Annotated in this window: 14 protein-coding genes; 12 read left to right on the forward strand and 2 right to left on the reverse strand. The window is 73.4% G+C overall.

Annotated features, from left to right (window positions below; translation table 11 throughout):
• The first annotated feature begins 637 nt into the window (after nucleotides 1-637).
• From Q5694_RS24985 to Q5694_RS24995, 3 genes are all read left to right on the forward strand, one after another.
• On the forward strand, nucleotides 638-901 hold the full coding sequence (locus Q5694_RS24985; protein ID WP_010034659.1) for a WhiB family transcriptional regulator: 264 nt from the start codon (nucleotides 638-640) through the stop codon (nucleotides 899-901).
• 214 nt (nucleotides 902-1,115) lie between these two features.
• Nucleotides 1,116-4,823, forward strand: coding sequence for a glycosyltransferase (locus Q5694_RS24990; protein ID WP_333935573.1), 3,708 nt, complete (start codon nucleotides 1,116-1,118; stop codon nucleotides 4,821-4,823).
• Nucleotides 4,820-6,376: a DUF5719 family protein gene (locus Q5694_RS24995; RefSeq protein ID WP_333935574.1), complete on the forward strand. Its 1,557-nt coding sequence runs from the start codon at nucleotides 4,820-4,822 to the stop codon at nucleotides 6,374-6,376. The genes Q5694_RS24990 and Q5694_RS24995 overlap by 4 nt, the downstream gene beginning before the upstream one ends.
• A 39-nt stretch (nucleotides 6,377-6,415) precedes the next feature.
• On the opposite strand, the gene Q5694_RS25000 is transcribed toward Q5694_RS24995, so the two are convergent.
• Nucleotides 6,416-6,871, reverse strand: coding sequence for a metallopeptidase family protein (locus Q5694_RS25000; RefSeq protein WP_333935575.1), 456 nt, complete (start codon nucleotides 6,869-6,871; stop codon nucleotides 6,416-6,418).
• Between the two features lie 293 nt (nucleotides 6,872-7,164).
• On the opposite strand from Q5694_RS25000, the gene Q5694_RS25005 reads away from it, so the two are divergent.
• From Q5694_RS25005 to Q5694_RS25040, 8 genes are all read left to right on the forward strand, one after another.
• Nucleotides 7,165-7,587: a DUF3499 domain-containing protein gene (locus Q5694_RS25005; protein WP_187826098.1), complete on the forward strand. Its 423-nt coding sequence runs from the start codon at nucleotides 7,165-7,167 to the stop codon at nucleotides 7,585-7,587.
• A gap of 251 nt (nucleotides 7,588-7,838) precedes the next feature.
• Complete coding sequence (locus Q5694_RS25010; RefSeq protein WP_333935576.1) at nucleotides 7,839-9,203, forward strand: phosphomannomutase/phosphoglucomutase; 1,365 nt, start codon at nucleotides 7,839-7,841, stop codon at nucleotides 9,201-9,203.
• Between the two features lie 69 nt (nucleotides 9,204-9,272).
• On the forward strand, nucleotides 9,273-9,443 hold the full coding sequence (locus Q5694_RS25015; RefSeq protein WP_333935577.1) for a Trm112 family protein: 171 nt from the start codon (nucleotides 9,273-9,275) through the stop codon (nucleotides 9,441-9,443).
• Between the two features lie 112 nt (nucleotides 9,444-9,555).
• Nucleotides 9,556-10,683 carry an SIS domain-containing protein gene (locus Q5694_RS25020; protein ID WP_333935578.1) on the forward strand — a complete coding sequence of 376 codons (1,128 nt, stop codon included), beginning with the start codon at nucleotides 9,556-9,558 and terminating at the stop codon, nucleotides 10,681-10,683.
• A 72-nt stretch (nucleotides 10,684-10,755) separates the two neighbouring features.
• A complete protein-coding gene (gene manA, locus Q5694_RS25025) occupies nucleotides 10,756-11,907 on the forward strand; it encodes a mannose-6-phosphate isomerase, class I (RefSeq protein WP_333935579.1) in 1,152 nt (383 codons plus the stop codon).
• Between the two features lie 151 nt (nucleotides 11,908-12,058).
• Nucleotides 12,059-13,039 carry a cation diffusion facilitator family transporter gene (locus tag Q5694_RS25030; protein ID WP_333935580.1) on the forward strand — a complete coding sequence of 327 codons (981 nt, stop codon included), beginning with the start codon at nucleotides 12,059-12,061 and terminating at the stop codon, nucleotides 13,037-13,039.
• An 853-nt stretch (nucleotides 13,040-13,892) separates the two neighbouring features.
• Nucleotides 13,893-15,350 carry an adenosylhomocysteinase gene (gene ahcY / locus Q5694_RS25035; protein WP_333935581.1) on the forward strand — a complete coding sequence of 486 codons (1,458 nt, stop codon included), beginning with the start codon at nucleotides 13,893-13,895 and terminating at the stop codon, nucleotides 15,348-15,350.
• A gap of 195 nt (nucleotides 15,351-15,545) precedes the next feature.
• A complete protein-coding gene (locus Q5694_RS25040) occupies nucleotides 15,546-16,160 on the forward strand; it encodes a hypothetical protein (RefSeq protein WP_333935582.1) in 615 nt (204 codons plus the stop codon).
• A 56-nt stretch (nucleotides 16,161-16,216) separates the two neighbouring features.
• Here Q5694_RS25040 and Q5694_RS25045 read toward each other — a convergent pair whose 3' ends face one another.
• Nucleotides 16,217-17,293: an RDD family protein gene (locus Q5694_RS25045; RefSeq protein WP_333935583.1), complete on the reverse strand. Its 1,077-nt coding sequence runs from the start codon at nucleotides 17,291-17,293 to the stop codon at nucleotides 16,217-16,219.
• A gap of 126 nt (nucleotides 17,294-17,419) precedes the next feature.
• On the opposite strand from Q5694_RS25045, the gene Q5694_RS25050 reads away from it, so the two are divergent.
• Entirely contained in the window at nucleotides 17,420-18,427 is a 1,008-nt protein-coding gene (locus Q5694_RS25050; protein ID WP_333935584.1) for a stage II sporulation protein M, read from the forward strand.
• Nucleotides 18,428-18,749: the final 322 nt, after the last annotated feature.

Below are 18,749 nucleotides of genomic sequence, written 5' to 3' on the forward strand. Positions count from 1 at the left end.
CTGGTGGGAGCGGAGGGAACAGCGGCCGGATCGTGGGTGACCCGGCGGCAGCCGGAGCGCGTTGGGCTCAACAGCTGCGACAGCAACAGCCACAGCGAACGCGGGCAGCACCGTGGGACCCGGCGGTGCGGGTCGAGGTGGATGCCAAGTTCGCGAGCATGCCCACTAGGACACCGGTTCACACCTCCACTGTCAACTCGGCACCCGGTATGTGGGATGAGGTTCACCTCATCCGGGCGATCTCTCAGATGAAAGGTTTGTCCATGCCCCAGCCGGGACACATGGCGTCCATCCGGGCGCACAAACCCCGTTGCGTACTCGTGATCCGAATGTGATCCCGTTCGCTTCGAGGCGTGCGTCGGAACGAGGTCGAACCTCTGGGCGTCCTTCTCCGTAGAGATCTGCGAGGGGCCCGGCGGACGGCGGGAGCCCTCCGGGGCCCTGTCGGTGTGTCAGGTTTTATGGTGATTTGAACACTTTCCGCAGGGGCTTGGTTCCGCAGAGTGAATAAGGGGCCCAATAGCAGATCTCGGCTTGACTCGCCCGGAGCAGCACACTTGTAATTTCACTCGTGTCGTTCAGCCGGAATCGGTAACGGCTAGATCACGGGGACGCGAAAGACAGACGAGGGGCGCACATGACCGAGACGGTGCAGCAACTGCTGGTCGACGACGCGGACGAGGAACTCGGCTGGCAGGAGCGCGCACTGTGCGCCCAGACCGACCCCGAGTCCTTCTTCCCCGAGAAGGGCGGCTCGACCCGGGAGGCCAAGAAGGTCTGCCTCGCCTGCGAGGTCCGCTCCGAGTGCCTCGAGTACGCCCTCGCCAACGACGAGCGCTTCGGCATCTGGGGCGGCCTGTCCGAGCGGGAGCGCCGCCGGCTGAAGAAGGCGGCCGTCTGACCCGCCCCCGTTCCCGAACGGCCCGTTGCCCGTGGGTTGTCCACAGGCGGCGGGCCGCCCTGCCCGCCCGTCTCCCGACCACCACCCCTCAACGAGGCGCTGCGCGCCGCCCCCGCAGGACTGCCGATAGTGTGGTCGCTCGTCCGAGACGCCCCGCTGCCCCCACCGGTCGCGGGCGTCCACCGCAGTCCAGCGAACCGGGGCCCGTACCTCGATGTCCGTGCACAGCCACCCGGCAGCTCCTCACGACACCGCTGCCTCAGCCGCGTCCGACCCGGCCCACACACCCGAGTTCCCGCGCCATGTGGTCACCGCGGTCCTCGTCTCCCACGACGGTGCCCGCTGGCTGCCCGACGCGCTCGCCGGGCTGCTCGGCCAGGAGCGCCCCGTGCAGTACGCGATGGGCGCCGACACCGGCAGCGCGGACGCGTCCGCCCAGCTGGTCACCGACGCCCTCGGCGCCGACCGGGTGCTGCACCTGGCCCGCCGCACCGGCTTCGGCCAGGCCGTCGAGGAGTGCGACCGCACCGCACCCGTCCTCACCCCGGACGAACTGCCGTACCTGAAGCGGCCCAGCGGCTGGGACCCGGTCACGCGCTCCTGGCGCGACGACGCCTACGACCTGCCCGAGTTGCCGCACGGCGAGCCGGTGCAGTGGCTGTGGCTGCTGCACGACGACTGCGCCCCCGAGCCCGACGCCCTCGCCCAGCTCCTGCGGGTCGTGGACACCGAGTACGAGCTGGGCCGCGAGGACGTCGCCGTCGTCGGCCCCAAGCTGCGCGGCTGGTACGACCGGCGGCAGCTGCTGGAGGTCGGCGTCTCCATCGCCAACTCCGGCCGCCGCTGGACCGGCCTGGACCGCCGCGAGCAGGACCAGGGCCAGCACGACCACGTCCGGTCCGTGCTGGCGGTGTCCACCGCCGGCATGCTGGTCCGCCGCGACGTGTTCGAGCAGCTCGGCGGATTCGACCGCCACCTGCCCCTCATGCGCGACGACGTCGACCTGTGCTGGCGCGCCCACAGCGCCGGCTACCGCGTCCTGATCGCCCCGGAGGCGGTCGTCCGGCACGCCGAGGCGGCCTCCCGCGAGCGCCGCACCGTCGACTGCGTCGGCCGTACGGCGGCCTCCCCGCACAAGGTGGACAAGGCCGGCGCCGTCTACACCCTCCTGGTCAACTCGCGTACCGCCGCGCTCCCCTGGGTGCTGCTGCGCATCGTGCTGGGCACCCTGCTGCGGACCGTCGCCTACGTCGTCGGCAAGGTCCCCGGACAGGCCGTCGACGAGATCCGCGGTCTGCTGGGCACCCTGCTGCGGCCCGAGCGGATCCTCGCCGGACGCCGCGGCAGAGGCGCCCCCCAGGTCGACAAGGACGAGCTGCGGCCGCTGTTCCCGCCGCCCGGGGCGACCGTGCGGGCCACCGTCGAGCAGGTCGCCGGTGACCTCGTCGGCCGCTCCGACCCGGAGGCCGTCGCGGGTGCCGGACGGCACGGCGCGGCCGTCGAGTCCGGCCCCGGCGGGGACGACGCCGACTTCCTGGAGGTCGAGCAGTTCGCCCGGCTCAAGCGCATCGCGCGCAAGCCCGGACCGGTGCTGTTCCTGGTGCTGCTGCTCGTCTCCCTGGTCGCCTGCCGCCAGCTCCTGGGCGGCGGCGCCCTCGCGGGCGGCGCGCTGCTGCCCGCCCCGGCCGACTCCTCCGACCTGTGGGCGCGCTACCTCGACACCTGGCACCCGGTCGGCGCCGGAGGCACCTCGTCCGCGCCGCCGTACCTCGCGCTGGTCGCGCTGCTGGCCTCCCTGCTGTTCGGCTCCACCGGCCTCGCCGTCACGCTCCTGCTCGTGTGCTCGGTGCCCCTGGCCGGTGTCACCGCCTACTTCGCCTCCCGCCCGCTGGTCCCGTCCCGGCTGCTGCGCGCCTGGGCGGCCGTCGTCTACGCCTTCCTGCCCGCAGCCACGGGCGCCCTGGCCGGCGGCCGCATCGGCACCGCCGTCCTCGCCGTCCTGCTGCCGCTCGCGGCCCGCGCCGGCGTCGCGGCCGGCGGCCTGGCGAACGGCGGCGATCGGCGCGGCAGTTGGCGGGCCACCTGGGCCTACGCGTTGCTGCTGACGATCGCCACGGCGTTCACACCGGTGGTGTGGCCCGTCGCACTGCTCCTCGGCCTCGGGCTGCTGGTGCTGCGCCGGTCGGACATCACCGCCTACGGTCTGCGCTTCCTCGCCCAGCTCGGCACCCCCCTGCTGGTCCTCGCGCCCTGGTCGCTGACCCTGCTGCCGTTCGGCTTCTTCCGGGAGGCCGGGCTGGACTTCGGGGCGTCGGCCGCCTCCGCCACGGACCTGCTCGGCGCGAGCCCGGGCGGCCCCGGCACGGTCAGCGGCCTCATGCTCCTCGGCGTCGTGCTCGCCGCGCTGGCCGCCCTGCTGCGCGCGGAACGCCGGTTGGGCATCCGCACGGCCTGGGCGGCCGCCCTGACCGGCTTCGTCGTCGCCGTCCTGGCCAACGGCTCGGCCTGGGCCGGTCCCGCGACCCTGATCTACGGCATCGCCCTGCTGGCGGCCGCGACACTCGGCGCCGACGGGGCGCGCTCACGCGTGGCCGAGCAGAGCTTCGGCTGGCGCCAGCCGGTCGCCGTCCTGATCGCCTTCGCCTGTGCCGCCGGGCCGCTGCTCATCGCCGCGGGCTGGATGATCCGCGGTGCTGACGGGCCCCTGGAGCGGCGCGACCCCGTCCAGGTCCCGGCCTTCGTCGCCGACGAGAGCGGCGCGAGCGGCGACCAGGCCCGCACCCTCGTCCTCGACAGCGACTCCACCGCCCACGTCCGCTACACGCTGGTGCGCGGCTCCGGCGCCCGTCTGGGCGACGGTGAGATCGCCGCCGCACAGGGGGACAACGGCAGGCTCGACAAGGTCGTCGCCAACCTCGTCGCCGGTTCCGGCGCCGACCAGGCCGGCCAGCTGGGCGACTTCGCCATCGGCTACGTACTGGTCCACCAGGGCGCGCCCCGCGAGGTCACCCGCGTCCTGGACGCCACACCGGGCCTGGCCCGGCTCAGCCGGCAGGAGGACGGCGCGCTGTGGCACGTCAAGGGAGAGGTCGCCCGGGCCACCATCGTCGCCCCCGCCGGGTCCGGCACCCCGCAGCCCGTCGCCGCCGGGCCGGTCGACATCCACACGACGATCCCGGCGGGAGCCGGCGGACGCCTGCTGCGCCTGGCCGACACCGCCTCCGACGGCTGGACCGCCACGCTCGACGGCAAGCCGCTGAAGCCCACGACGGTCGACGGCTGGGCGCAGGGCTTCGAACTCCCCGCGGCCGGCGGCAGGCTGGACGTCACCCACGACGACCCGATCGGCCACACGGCCTGGCTGTGGGCCCAGGGACTGCTGGCCCTCGTCCTGGTGGTGCTCGCCCTGCCCGGCCGGCGCCGCGACATCGACGACGACCTGCCCGAGGAGCCGGTCGTCCCGGCCGAGGCCGCCGCCGGGGAGGGCCGCCGCGCCCGCCGGCTGCGCGCCCAGGCGGAAGCCGAGGCCGAAGAGGCGCCCGCGCCCGAGGAGTTCCCGCCCCCGCAGCCCCCCGCCACCGTGCCCCCGCAGCAGGACGGCCAGTGGGACACGGCGGCCTACGCGGGCCACGGCTACGGCGGCTACGACAACGGCCAGTACCAGAACGTCCCCTACCCGGCGGACTCCTACGGGCAGCAGTACCAGCCAGACCCGTACCAGGCCGGCCAGTACGACCCGTACGCCTACGACGGCTCCTCCCAGATGGGCCACGACCAGGCCCCGTACGGCCACACCCCGTACGACCGGACCGGCTACGACCCCGCCTACACCCAGGACTACGGCACGCCGTACGACCCGGCGCAACAGCAGCACCACCCCCACGGCACGGGCAGTGAGCGTCCCGACGGGAGCCAGCAGTGAACCGCACGACCCTGTCCCTGATCGCCGGTACGACCGCGCTCGCCGCCGTCACCGGCTTCGCCGCCCTGTCCGCCCCGGACGCCACCGGCACGGAGACGACCGCGAAGCCGGCCGCCCGACTGCCCGTGGAGCGCACGAGCCTGCTGTGCCCCGCGCCGAGCACGTCCGACATCGCCGAGACCACCTACACCTCCTTCACCCCCGTCACGAAGGGCGCCGGAAGCGGCGGCAAGGCCGAACTCCGGGCGGCCGCCGAGAAGTCGGCCGACGACCCGGCCTCGGGCGACGGCAAGGACAAGGGCGGCGAGGACGGCAAGGACGGCGAGAAGGCCGGCGGCTCGTCGGGCGAGGGCGAGGCGGACAAGCCCGCGCTGACCCCCGAGGAGCCCGGCAAGCCCGCCACCGGCGACACCTCCGGCTCGGACGCGCCCGCCCTGGTCGGCACCGCCGACGGCGGTTTCGCTCCCGGCTGGACCCTCCAGGAGACGACGGAGGTCGCGGCCGGCACCGGCCGGGGACTGCAGGGCGTCACCTGCACCGCGCCGGACACGGACTTCTGGTTCCCGGGCGCCGCCACGGCCCCCGAGCGCACCGACTACGTGCACCTGACCAATCCGGACGACTCGGCGGCCGTGGTCGACATCGAGCTCTACGGCAAGGACGGCCTGCTGAAGTCGGAGGTGGGGGAGGGCATCACCGTCCCGGCGCACTCCAGCGAGCCGATCCTGCTGTCCACCCTCGCGGAGGCGGGCCAGACCGATCTCACCGTGCACGTCAACGTCCGCAGCGGCCGCGTCGGCGCCGCCGTGCAGGCCCTGGACGACGAGATCGGCGGCGACTGGCTGGCCGCGTCCGCCGACCCGTCCGGCGGCCTCGTCCTGCCCGGCATCCCCGAGGACGCCACCGAGGTGCGCCTGGTCGCCTTCGCCCCCGGTGACGCCGACGCGGACCTGAAGGTGCGCCTCGCCTCCCCGTCCGGGCTGATCACCCCGGCCGGGCACGAGACGGTGCACGTCAAGGGCGGCATGACCACCGCCGTCGACCTGGGCGACGTCACCCGCGGCGAGGCGGGCTCCCTGGTGCTGGAGCCCACGCAGCAGTCGGTGCCCGTCGTGGCGGCCCTGCGCGTCGTGCGCGGCAAGGGGGACCGGAAGGAGACGGCGTTCATCCCTGCCACCCGCCCCGTGGGCACGCGCGCGACGTCCGCGCACAATGACGCCAAGGGCAGCACCCTGTCCCTGACCGCCCCCGGCCGCGCCGCCACCGTCGAGGTCACCGCCTCCGCGGGCAGCGAGGGCGGCACCCCGGTGTCCAAGACGTACACGATCAAGGCGGGCACCACCCAGGACATCGAGCCCCCGCTCCCCGGCGGTCTGAAGGGCACCTACGCGCTCACCGTCGAGCCGGTCTCCGGCGGCCCGGTCTACGGCGCCCGCACCCTCTCGGTCACGCGGGACGGCGTCCCGGCCTTCACCGTGCAGACCCTCCCCGACGACCGGGGCACGGTCGCGGTACCGGAGGCGGAGCAGGACCTGTCGGTGCTGCAGGACTAGGGCCGGCGGAGCCGGTCGGCCGGGTCGGGGCCGGCCGGGTCAGCCCTGGTCCTCGCCGTAGCGCGGGTCCACCGTCTCCGGTGTGAGTCCGAGCAGCTCGGCCACCTGCTCGACGACGACCTCGTGGACCAGCGCCGCCCGCTCGTCGCGCCCCTTGGTGCGGATCTCCACCGGCCGCCGGTAGATCACCACCCGCGCGGGGCGCCCCTCGCGCGCGGCGACCGTCCCGCCGAGCGGAACCGCCTCGTCGTGCCAGGCCTGACCGGGCCCGTCGAGCCGGGGCACCTCCAGGACCAGGAAATCGATGTCGGCGAGCTGCGGCCACCGCCGCTCCAGGCGCTCCACGGAGTCCTGCACCAGATCCGCGAACGCCTCCGCACGACTCGCGGCGAGCGGCACCTGCGGGGGTGCGATCGGACCGCGCATGCCCCGGCCGTGCCGATCACGGCGGCGGGGCCCGGGGGCGGCGGTGCGGGGGGCTACGGGCTTGTCCATCACTGGTGAAGGGTAGTCCCCGCGGGGCCCGCGTGCCCGGCACCGCACGGCCACCCGGACGGGTTCCGGCCGTCCTGTACGGCATGTCGTTACATGACCGTTCCAGCCAAGGTTGGCTCCGTGTTCGCCCCTCGGACGGACCGGCCCCTTCGCGTCAATTGACCGCTTTATGGCGATTATTGACCGCTCGTGGACTGTCGGACACCGGGTGCGGGAGCGGCCGGGGAGGTCGGTAAGGTGCACCCGAAGGGGTGTGTGGGGCGTTTCACGCCACGACACGGTGGAGTGACCTGGTGGAGAGTCGTCGCGGCCCGCTCAAGAGTGCGGTACCGTCCAACGTCGTGAGCCCTGTACGTCGCTGTTCGCGCACCGCCTGCGGCCGTCCCGCCGTCGCGACGCTGACGTACGTCTACGCCGACTCGACCGCGGTCCTCGGCCCGCTCGCCACCTACGCCGAACCCCACTGCTACGACCTGTGCGCCGAGCACTCCGAGCGCCTCACCGCCCCGCGCGGCTGGGAAGTCGTCCGGCTCCTCGACGGCTCGGCCCCCGCCCGTCCGAGCGGTGACGACCTCGAAGCGCTTGCCAACGCCGTGCGCGAGGCGGCCCGCCCCCAGGAGCGCGCGGCCGGAGCCGGCGGCGGCGGCCGCGGAGCCGACCCGATGGAGGTCGCCCGGCGCGGTCACCTGCGGGTCCTGCGCTCGCCCGACAACTGACCGCGCCGCCCCGGTTCCTCCCCACGCCCACCCGGCGTGAGGGCGACCTGCGGCGCGAAGTGCCGCCATGGAGCCTGGGCCTGCCGCAGGTGACGGGCCTGACCGTGGTGAGCCGGAGCACCCCGCTCCTGGGCTGGACGCCGCCCTGACCTGAGGTTACGGCTGTGCTTCCACTCGCCTACCGCCCGGCGGGCCGTCGCGGGGTGCGGGTAGGTTGGACCGCCCGGTAGGACTTCAGGAAGAGGCGGGGCGTGGCTGCTGATCTGTCGCAGGTCGTCAAGGCGTACGACGTACGCGGGGTCGTCCCCGACCAGTGGGACGAGTCCCTGGCCGAACTGTTCGGAGCGGCGTTCGTCCAGGTCACCGGGGCGAGCGCCATCGCGACCGGGCACGACATGCGGCCCTCCTCGCCCGGCCTGTCCCGGGCCTTCGCACGCGGGGCCGCCGCACAGGGCGCCGACGTGACGGAGATCGGCCTGTGCTCGACCGACCAGCTGTACTACGCCTCGGGCGCGCTGGACCTGCCCGGCGCCATGTTCACGGCCTCGCACAACCCGGCGCAGTACAACGGCATCAAGATGTGCCGCGCGGGCGCCGCCCCCGTCGGGCAGGACACCGGCCTGGCCGAGATCCGCGCCCTGGTCGAGCGCTGGAGCGGGTCGGGAGCACCGCGGGCCGCCGCACGGGAGGGCACGATCAGCTCCCGCGACACGCTGTCCGACTACGCGGCCCACCTGCGCTCCCTCGTCGACCTCACCCCGATCCGCCCCCTGAGGGTCGTCGTCGACGCCGGCAACGGCATGGGCGGGCACACGGTCCCCGAGGTCCTCGCCGGCCTGCCCCTGACGCTGGTGCCGATGTACTTCGAGCTCGACGGCACCTTCCCCCACCACGAGGCCAACCCCCTCGACCCCGCCAACCTCGTCGACCTGCAGAAGCGGGTCCGCGAGGAGGGCGCCGACCTGGGACTCGCCTTCGACGGCGACGCCGACCGCTGCTTCGTCGTCGACGAGCGCGGAGAGCCCGTCTCCCCGTCGGCCATCACCGCCCTGGTCGCCTCCCGCGAGCTGGCCCGCAACGGCGGCGAGGGCGTCGTCATCCACAACCTGATCACGTCCCGGTCCGTCCCCGAGGTCGTCGCCGAGCACGGCGGCACCCCGGTCCGCACCCGCGTGGGCCACTCCTTCATCAAGGCCGAGATGGCCCGCACCGGCGCCATCTTCGGCGGCGAACACTCCGCCCACTACTACTTCCGCGACTTCTGGAACGCCGACACCGGCATGCTCGCCGCCCTGCACGTCCTCGCGGCCCTCGGCGGCCAGGACGCCCCGCTGTCGTCCCTGGTGGCCGGGTACGACCGCTACACCGGATCCGGCGAGATCAACTCCACCGTCGCCGACCAGCGGGCCAGCCTCGCCGCCGTCCGCTCGGCGTACGCGGCCCGCGAGGGCGTCACCCTCGACGACCTCGACGGCCTGACGGTCTCGGCCACCGACTGGTGGTTCAACGTCCGCCCCTCCAACACCGAGCCACTGCTCCGGCTGAACGCCGAGGCGAAGGACCCGCGGACGATGACCCGGGTGCGGGACGAGGTGCTGGGGATCATCAGGGGCTGAGGCCCCGCCCCCCGCGGCGGTAATCTGACCAGGCACGACCCAAGCGCCCGCACCGCGAAGGAACCTTCCATGCCCCTCGAATCCGGCCTCCTCGAGATCCTCGCCTGCCCGGCCTGCCACGCCCCGCTCAAGGAGCAGGACAGCGAGCTGGTCTGCACCGACGACGGCTGCGGCCTGGCCTACCCCGTCCGCGACGGCATCCCCGTCCTCCTCGTCGACGAGGCCCGCCGCCCCGCCTGACGGCGACGACGGGACGCGCCCTCGCGGTCCGCGGGGCACATGACGTCCCGGCACAGCGGGCATCGACGTAGGACGAGACCCCAACGGACCGGCCATCGGAGGCTTCCGCCCCATGCTCGACGAATCGCTGCTCGACAACCCCGACGGCCTCGCCGAGGCGGACCGCCGCGGACTGCTCCGCGGCGCGGCGGAAGCCGGCGCGCGGGTGCGCACGGCGGCCCGCCACGCCGCCGAGGCGGGCATCAACGACCTCAAGCCCGACGGCCGCCCCCGCGCGGTCCTGATCGCCGGACCGGGCGCCGCCGCCACGCACGCCGCCGACCTCCTCGGCACGCTCGCCGGCGCCGGCAGCCCCGTCACGCGCCTGGCCCCCACCGGCGTCGCCCCCGCCGCGGGCGCCCTGCGCTGGGAACTGCCCGGCTGGGCCGGATCGGTCGACCTGCTGCTGATCACCACCCCGGACGGCACCGAACCGGGCCTGTCCCTGCTCGCCGAGCAGGCCTACCGCCGCGGCTGCACCGTCGTCGCCGTGGCACCCGGCCGCTCCCCGCTCGCCGACGCAGTCAACGGCTCGCACGGCCTGTTCGTCCCCATGGCGACCGCGCCCTACGACCAGGACGAGCCGTTCGCCGCGTCCGCCCCCGGCGTGCTGTGGGCGCTGCTGACCCCGCTCCTGGCGCTGCTGGACCGCACCGGCGTGCTCGAAGCCCCGCCGGAGGCCCTCGCCGAGGTCGCCGACCGCCTCGACCGCGTCGCCGAACGCTGCGGCCCCGCCATCGCCACCTACAGCAACCCCGCCAAGACCCTGGCCGCCGAACTCGCCGACGCGCTGCCCCTGGTGTGGACCGAGGGCGTCTCGGCCGGTCCCGCCGGCCGCCGCTTCGCCGCGGCCCTGGCCGAACTGTCCGGCGCTCCCGCCATGGTCGCCGAACTCCCCGAGGCCCTCGCCGCCCACAGCGCGCTGCTCGCCGGCCCGCTGGCCGCCAGCGCCGACCCCGACGACTTCTTCCGCGACCGCGTCGAGGAACCGCCCGCCCTGCACGCACGCGTGGTACTCCTGCGCGACCGCCCCATCGGCGGCCTCACCGCGGCCCACGGAGCCCGTGACCTCGCCCTCAGCCACGACACGCCGATCAGCGAACTCGAACCCGAACCGGGCGGCGAACTCGAGACCCTCGCGGAACTGATCGCCATGACGGATTTCGCCGCGGTTTACCTGGCGCTCGCCTCGAGGGCCTGATCTTGCCGGGGACGCCCTGACGCCGGGGCACCCCGACGCGCCCCGCACGCCCGCACACGCAGAGAGAACCCCATGGACCGCCTCGACAACACCATCCGCCCCTACGCCTGGGGTTCCCCGACGGCCATCCCGCAGCTGCTCGGCACCGAACCGACCGGCGAACCGCAGGCGGAGATGTGGATGGGCGCCCACCCGGGCGCACCCTCGCGCACCGGACGGGGCACCCTCGCCGAGGTCATCGACGCCGACCCGGAGAAGGAACTCGGCCCCGCCGCCGTCGGCCGGTTCGGGCCCCGTCTGCCGTTCCTGCTGAAGCTCCTCGCCGCCGGCGCCCCGCTCTCCCTCCAGGTCCACCCCGACCTGACCCAGGCCCGGGAGGGCTACGCCGACGAGGAGCGCCGAGGCATCCCCGCCGACGCCCCGCACCGCAACTACAGGGACGCCAACCACAAGCCCGAACTCATCTGCGCGCTCACCGAGTTCGACGGACTGTGCGGCTTCCGCGCCCCCCTGGAGGCCGCCGCCCTCCTCGACGACCTCGGCGTCGACTCCCTCAAGCCCTACGTCGACCTGCTGCACGCCCACCCCGAGGACGCCGCCCTGCGCGAGGTCCTCACGGCGATCCTCACCGCCGACCCCGAGGAGATGACCCGTACCGTCGAGGAGGCCGCGGCGGCCTGCACCCGCCTCGGCGGCGCCTACGCCCCCTACGCCGACATCGCCCACCACTACCCGGGCGATCCCGGCGTCATCGCCGCCATGCTGCTCAACCACGTCCGGCTCCAGCCCGGCGAGGCCCTCTACCTCGGCGCCGGCGTCCCGCACGCCTACCTCAACGGCCTCGGCGTCGAGATCATGGCCAACTCGGACAACGTCCTGCGCTGCGGCCTGACGCCCAAGCACGTCGACGTGCCCGAACTCCTGCGCATCGTCCGCTTCCACGCCGCCGACCCGGGCGTGCTGCGCCCCGAGGCCGCCCCGGACGGCGAGGAGGTCTACGAGACGCCCATCGACGAGTTCCGCCTCTCCCGCTACGTCCTCGCCGAAGCGGGCGGCCCCCGCGACCTCACGCGGGCGACCCCGCAGATCCTGCTCTGCACCGCCGGCGCCGTCCGCGCGGGCGAGCACGAACTGACCCCGGGCCGTTCCGTCTTCGTCCCGGCCGGCGAAAAGGCCGAAGTGTCCGGATCCGGCACGCTCTTCCGGGCCACCGTCGTCGTCTGACCGTTTGGAAGCCCCCCGTGCTGGTGACCTGAACCACCGCGGCCCGGCGGGCTGCAACAATGGCCCACCGTCAAGCACGGGCAAAGCCACGGGCGCCGCACCAGGCGGCGTCCCGGCCCAGGAACGGCGTACGAAGGGACAACGCGAAGCAATGAGCGCGTCAGGCGGCACCAAGGCGATCGTGGCGGCACTGGCCGCCAACCTCGCGATCGCGGTAGCGAAGTTCGTGGCGTTCCTCTTCAGCGGCTCGTCGTCGATGCTCGCCGAGTCCGTGCACTCGCTCGCCGACTCCGGCAACCAGGCACTGCTCCTGGTCGGCGGCAAGAAGGCCAAGCGCGAGGCCACCCCGCAACACCCCTTCGGCTACGGCCGCGAGCGCTACATCTACGCCTTCCTCGTCTCCATCGTCCTCTTCTCGGTGGGCGGCATGTTCGCCCTCTACGAGGGCTACGAGAAGATCAAGCACCCGCACGAGCTGACCCACTGGTACTGGCCGGTCGGTGTCCTCGTCTTCGCGATCATCGCCGAGACCTTCTCCTTCCGCACGGCCATCAAGGAGTCCAACCTCCTGCGCGGCAAGCGCTCCTGGAAGGAGTTCGTCCGCCACGCCAAGGCCCCCGAGCTCCCGGTCGTCCTCCTCGAGGACCTCGGCGCCCTCGTCGGCCTCATCCTCGCCCTCGGCGGCGTCGGCCTGGCCCTGCTCACCGGCGACGCCGTCTGGGACGGCATCGGCACCCTCTGCATCGGCGTCCTGCTCATCCTGATCGCCCTGGTGCTCGCCGCCGAGACCAAGTCGCTGCTGCTCGGCGAGTCCGCCGGCGTCGAGGAGACGCGGAAGATCGAGGCCGCCGTCGTCGACGGCGACACCGTCACCCGCATCATCCACATGCGCACGCTGCACCTCGGCCCCGAGGAGCTCCTCGTCGCCGCGAAGATCGCCGTCCGGCACGACGACACGGCCACCGAGATCGCCCGCGCCATCGACGCCGCCGAGGCCCGCATCCGCGAGGCCGTCCCGATCGCGCGGGTGATCTACCTGGAACCGGACGTCTACAGCGAGACCGAGGCGGCCAAGGGCCCCGACCCCGAGGCCACCCCCGGCGGCCCGGCCCCCCACGCCACCGACCACTGACGACGCCTCCTGCGCCCACGGGGCCCACCGGACACCCGGTGGGCCCCTCGGCATTCCCGGGCCGGGCCGGGTATCTGAGCGACAGCCGACGGCCCGGCACTCCGGCGGAGGCGGGGCAGCGGTCAGGCGCCGGTCCGGGTGGCACGGACGGAGCCGGGGAGCGGCCGCCCGGTGGGCCCGGCGGCTCGGCCGAGGGCCGGGCGGCGGACACCCGCGGGCCCGGCGCGCGAAGGGGGCCCGGGCAGCGGACACCTTCCGGTTCCGGTGGTCCTCCTCGCCGGTGGGCCGAGGCCCCGGCCGCGGTCACCCGCCGCGCCCGGCGACCCGGAGGAGGCCCCTGCCGCGGCCACGCGCCGTTCCCCGATGCCCCGGACGAAGGCCGGGGCCGCCCCGGTCCGGCGGTCCGGTCGGGTGCGGGGAGCGGACGCCCTGCGCGGGTCCCGCGTTCCTCCTCCGCGCCCCCAGGCCGGGGCCCGGCCACCCCACGGGTACGCACTGGTGGTCCTCCTCGGCAGTCCGCCAAGGCCCCGGCCCCGGCCGTGGTCACCTGCCCGGCCTCGTCCCGGGTCGACCGGGACCCCGCCGTGTTCCGAGGCACACATGATCGGCTGGATGTGTTCGCGGGCGGACTGGGGATCGCAGGCGCCACCGGTGTAGCTTGGGACGGAGCCAGACGTCGCTGCTGATGGCGGTCGGGCGGTCCCACCGCGGACCGGCCGAGGGAGAGAGGGCCTCCGACGGACTGCGCTGCGCGCACGCGGGCATGCCTGTGTCCTCTTTCGGGCACCCCTGTGTCCGCCGCCGCGCAGACCAGCCCTACCCACCTCGAACCGATCCCGAGGAGCAGCTCGCAATGACGACTGTCGAGAACCGACAGGACTTCAAGGTCGCCGACCTCTCCCTGGCCGACTTCGGCCGCAAGGAGATCACCCTCGCCGAGCACGAGATGCCCGGCCTGATGGCGATCCGCAAGGAGTACGCCGAGGCGCAGCCCCTGGCCGGCGCCCGCGTCACCGGCTCCCTGCACATGACGGTGCAGACCGCCGTGCTCATCGAGACCCTGGTCGCCCTCGGCGCGCAGGTCCGCTGGGCCTCCTGCAACATCTTCTCCACCCAGGACCACGCCGCCGCGGCCATCGCCGTCGGCCCGAACGGCACCGTGGACAACCCCCGGGGCGTCCCCGTCTTCGCCTGGAAGGGCGAGACGCTGGAGGAGTACTGGTGGTGCACCGAGCAGGCCCTGACGTGGCCGGACAGCCCCACCGGCGGCCCCAACATGATCCTGGACGACGGTGGTGACGCCACCCTCCTCGTCCACAAGGGCGTCGAGTACGAGAAGGACGGCAAGGTCCCCTCGCCCGACACCGCCGAGTCCGACGAGCACCGCGTCATCCTGGAGCTGCTGACCCGCACCCTGGGCGAGAACCCCCAGAAGTGGACCCAGCTGGCCTCCGAGATCCGCGGTGTCACCGAGGAGACCACGACCGGCGTCCACCGCCTGTACGAGATGCAGCGCGACGGCACCCTCCTGTTCCCGGCGATCAACGTCAACGACGCCGTCACCAAGTCGAAGTTCGACAACAAGTACGGCTGCCGCCACTCGCTGATCGACGGCATCAACCGCGCCACCGACGTCCTCATCGGCGGCAAGACCGCGGTCGTCTGCGGCTACGGCGACGTCGGCAAGGGCTGCGCGGAGTCCCTGCGCGGACAGGGCGCCCGCGTGATCGTCACCGAGATCGACCCGATCTGCGCGCTGCAGGCGGCGATGGACGGCTACCAGGTGACGACGCTGGACGAGGTCGTCGACAAGGCCGACATCTTCATCACCACGACCGGCAACAAGGACATCATCATGGCCTCGGACATGGCCAAGATGAAGCACCAGGCCATCGTCGGCAACATCGGCCACTTCGACAACGAGATCGACATGGCCGGCCTCGCCAGGATCCCCGGCATCGTCAAGGACGAGGTCAAGCCCCAGGTGCACACCTGGACCTTCCCCGACGGCAAGGTGATCATCGTCCTGTCCGAGGGCCGCCTGCTCAACCTGGGCAACGCCACCGGCCACCCCTCGTTCGTGATGTCCAACTCCTTCGCGGACCAGACCCTGGCCCAGATCGAGCTGTTCACCAAGCCCGACGAGTACCCGACCGGTGTCTACGTGCTGCCCAAGCACCTCGACGAGAAGGTCGCCCGCCTCCACCTCGACGCACTCGGCGTGAAGCTCACCGAGCTGCGCCCCGAGCAGGCCGAGTACATCGGCGTGAAGGTCGAGGGCCCGTACAAGCCGGACCACTACCGCTACTGACCGGCCGCTGAACCGCTCCCGGCCGGCTCCCGGTCCGCTCGCGACCGGGAGCCCGGTTCACCCGCGACCGGGAAGCGGCAGCACTGTCGGCCAGAGGCGACACCCCGAGGCAGGCCCCCCGCACCCCCGTGCCGGGGGGCCTGCCCCGTTCGACCGGCCGACGACCGGCCCAGCCCGTCAGGACCCAGGACCCCCATGCCCCGCGGCCGCTATTCGCTCCACGATCCGCACGATCGCACCCCCCTCGCGGAAGAACACTTCCAATGCGCCCCCGGCCCCTCCGGCTGGCGCTACGTCTCCCGGCTGACCGCCCCCTCGGGCGATCACCACGGCTCCGTCGACCTCACCCTCGACGAACTCGGCCGCCCCCTGCGCCTCGAACTGCACGCCGCCGCCTGGCAGGTCCGCGGCGCCGCCCTCGACGGCGTCACCTGGGTCCGCACCGACCCCACCGGGACCGAGGCCACCGAAGGCAATGTGCGCGCCCACGCCTTCACCGGCACCTCCCCGGCGTTCCTCGTCGCCACCGCCCGGCTCCTGCGCCTCACCCCCTCCACGGCAGCCACCCGCGTACGCCTCGTCGCGTTCACGGATCCGGTCCTCGCCCCCCGCACCGTCGACCAGTCGTGGACCTTGCTGAGAAGCGAAGCACACCCCACTGACAACGGCCCCCTGATCGTGGACGAATACCAGGTCACAGCCCTGGACACGGGGGAACAGCACGCCGTGCACATCGCCGGCGACGTCGTCCTGGCGGCCCCCGGCATCGAACTCGAGGATCTGGAGTCACCCCCGTCGGTGTTTCCCTGACCGACAGGCATCCCGACTCGCTGGCCCGACCCGACTCGCCAGGACGCCCCGGCCCGCTAGGCCGGCGGCACGAACCCCGTACCGGGCCGCTTCTCCGCCGGGCCCTCCGACGCCCCGCCCGACCGCGGGCGGGCCGGCTCGGCAACCGGCTGCACCGGTCCGGCGGGCGGCGCGGGGTCGGGGTGGGCCGGGCCCTGTGGAACCGGGGGTGTGTGAGCGGGGGCCTCCGAGCCGGGTACGACCGGCGACGCGAACGCACCGGACACCGCGGCGGGCCCTACCGGTGGCGTGGGGGTACCGGCGACCGCGCCGGGCCGGACCGGTGACGTGGTCACAGCCGGCTCCCGGCCCGGCCCGCCCGGCACCGCGGCGCCCGCAGCCGGACCGCTGCCGGCCGCCCGCCGGGTCTCGCGCACCTGCCGCTCCTGCACGACCGCCGCCAGATAGGCCGCCGCCGGCACCCCGTGCGGCACCGGCGCCCCCGTACGGTCCGCGAGATCCGCCGCCAGCCGCTGCGCCATCGACCAGCCCACCTGCGGATCCAGCTGGTGCATGCGCGTCAGGTACTGACGGATCGCGAGCCACAACCCGTCCGGCACCGCCGACAGGTCGAGCTCCGCGAACCGGCCCGCGAGCCACGGCGGAGGAGGCGGCACGAACCCACTCCTGGTCACCGGAAGCCGCTCCCGCACGACCAGGGTCCCGGCGAACACGTCACCCAGCCGCCGCCCACGCGCCGACACGAACGAGGCGGTACAGGCGACGACCCCGAAGGTCATCAGAATCTCGATCACCCCGATCAGGCCCCGCACCAGCGCATGACGGAACCGGATCGGACCGCCGTCGTCCCGCACCACCCGCAGCCCGCACGCCATCTTCCCGAGCGACCGCCCGTGGCTGAGGGTCTCCACCGCGATCGGCACACCGACCAGCACCAGGACGAACGACGCGATCGACAGGGCCGTCTGCGCCGCCTCGTCCAGCGAGGCCGTCGACGCGACGAGCGCGATGGTCACGGCGACGTAGACCGCGACGGCCGCCACGAGATCGAGCAGCACGGCCAGCGCCCTGCTGGGCAGCCTCGCGGGCCGCAGCTCCAACGCCACGGCCTCGCCCGTCACCAGCTCACTCACGCCCGCCGTCCTTCCCCTGCCCTGCCCCCCGACAGCCCCAGTCTGCCAAGCTGAGCATCGCACCGTAGTACGACAAGCTTGATCCACGACGAGCCGCCGACGAACAGCCGAGGAGCAGGCACACCGATGGACCTCGACGTCTTCGTCTCCGCCCACCGCGCGGAGTGGGACCGCCTCGAAGCCCTGCTCCGCCGCCGGCGCCGCCTCAGCGGCGCCGAGGCCGACGAACTCGTCACCCTCTACCAGCGCGCAGCCACCCACCTGTCCCTCATCCAGTCCAGCGCCCCCGACCCGCAGCTGACCGGCCGGCTCAGCCAGCTGGTGGCACGCGCGCGCAGTGCCGTGACGGGAACCCGCCGTGCTTCCTGGCGCGACGTCACCCGCTTCCTGTCCCACGGTTTCCCGGCCGCCGTCTACAGGTCACGGCACTGGTGGGTGCCCACGGCCCTGCTGTCCACGGCCGTCGCGGCGCTCCTCGGCTGGTGGATCGGCACTCACCCGGACGTCCAGGCCTCGATCGCGGCCCCCAGCGAACTCCGCGAACTCACCCGCCCCGGCGGCCAGTACGAGACGTACTACTCGAGCCATCCGGCGGCCAGCTTCGCCGCCCAGGTCTGGACGAACAACGCCTGGGCGGCCGCCCTCTGCCTCATCCTGGGCGTCTTCCTGGGACTGCCCGTCCTGTGGATCCTGTTCCAGAACATGCTCAACCTGGGCATCGGCGTCGGCCTGATGTCCTCGGCCGGCCGCCTGGACACCTTCCTGGGCCTGGTGCTCCCGCACGGCCTGCTCGAACTCACCGCGGTCTTCGTGGCCGCCGGCACCGGGCTGCGCCTGGGGTGGACCCTCATCGACCCCGGCCCACGGACCCGGCGCACGGCTCTGGCCGAGGAGGGCCGCGCCGCCATAGGCATGGCCATCGGCCTCGCCCTGGTGCTCTTCATCTCCGGCGCCATCGAAGGCTTCGTCACCCCGTCCGGTCTCCCGACCTGGGCACGCATCACCATCGGGATCGCCGCGGAAGTGGCCTTCCTCGCCTACGTCTACGTTCTCGGCGGCCGTGCGGCTCGCGCAGGGGAGACCGGTGACGTCGACACGTCGGAGCGCAGCGCGACGCTCCCCACAGCCGCTTGATCGCCCCGTCCACCGGCGGATGTGCGAGTACGTCCGTTCAACTGCTACTCTCCTCTTCGCCCCACAGGAGCCGTTGACACGGTGACTGCGGGGAGGTAGATTCGAACAGTTGCCTGGACGCGGGGCTCAGCTTCCGACCGGCACAGTGAGCGTCTGTCTGCTTCTTGAATCACTGAGTTCAATGAAGCTTCTCCCGATAAATCGGAAATGAGCGGCCGGTCAGCCCGGCCAAAAACTTCTGATAAAGTCGGAACCGCCGGAAAGGAAACTGCGGAAGCGGAAACCTGGAAAGCACCGAGGAAATCGGATCGGAAAGATCTGA

This window comes from Streptomyces sp. AHA2 (assembly GCF_036857595.1).
In the GTDB taxonomy this organism is placed as follows: domain Bacteria; phylum Actinomycetota; class Actinomycetes; order Streptomycetales; family Streptomycetaceae; genus Streptomyces.

Coding starts and splice junctions, on each gene's coding strand:
- Q5694_RS24985 (WP_010034659.1), top strand. CDS start 638: ATGACCGAGACGGTGCAGCAACTGCTGGTCGACGACGCGGACGAGGAA.
- Q5694_RS24990 (WP_333935573.1), top strand. CDS start 1,116: ATGTCCGTGCACAGCCACCCGGCAGCTCCTCACGACACCGCTGCCTCA.
- Q5694_RS25000 (WP_333935575.1), bottom strand. CDS start 6,871: ATGGACAAGCCCGTAGCCCCCCGCACCGCCGCCCCCGGGCCCCGCCGC.
- Q5694_RS25015 (WP_333935577.1), top strand. CDS start 9,273: ATGCCCCTCGAATCCGGCCTCCTCGAGATCCTCGCCTGCCCGGCCTGC.
- Q5694_RS25020 (WP_333935578.1), top strand. CDS start 9,556: ATGCTCGACGAATCGCTGCTCGACAACCCCGACGGCCTCGCCGAGGCG.
- manA (WP_333935579.1), top strand. CDS start 10,756: ATGGACCGCCTCGACAACACCATCCGCCCCTACGCCTGGGGTTCCCCG.
- Q5694_RS25030 (WP_333935580.1), top strand. CDS start 12,059: ATGAGCGCGTCAGGCGGCACCAAGGCGATCGTGGCGGCACTGGCCGCC.
- ahcY (WP_333935581.1), top strand. CDS start 13,893: ATGACGACTGTCGAGAACCGACAGGACTTCAAGGTCGCCGACCTCTCC.
- Q5694_RS25040 (WP_333935582.1), top strand. CDS start 15,546: ATGCCCCGCGGCCGCTATTCGCTCCACGATCCGCACGATCGCACCCCC.
- Q5694_RS25050 (WP_333935584.1), top strand. CDS start 17,420: ATGGACCTCGACGTCTTCGTCTCCGCCCACCGCGCGGAGTGGGACCGC.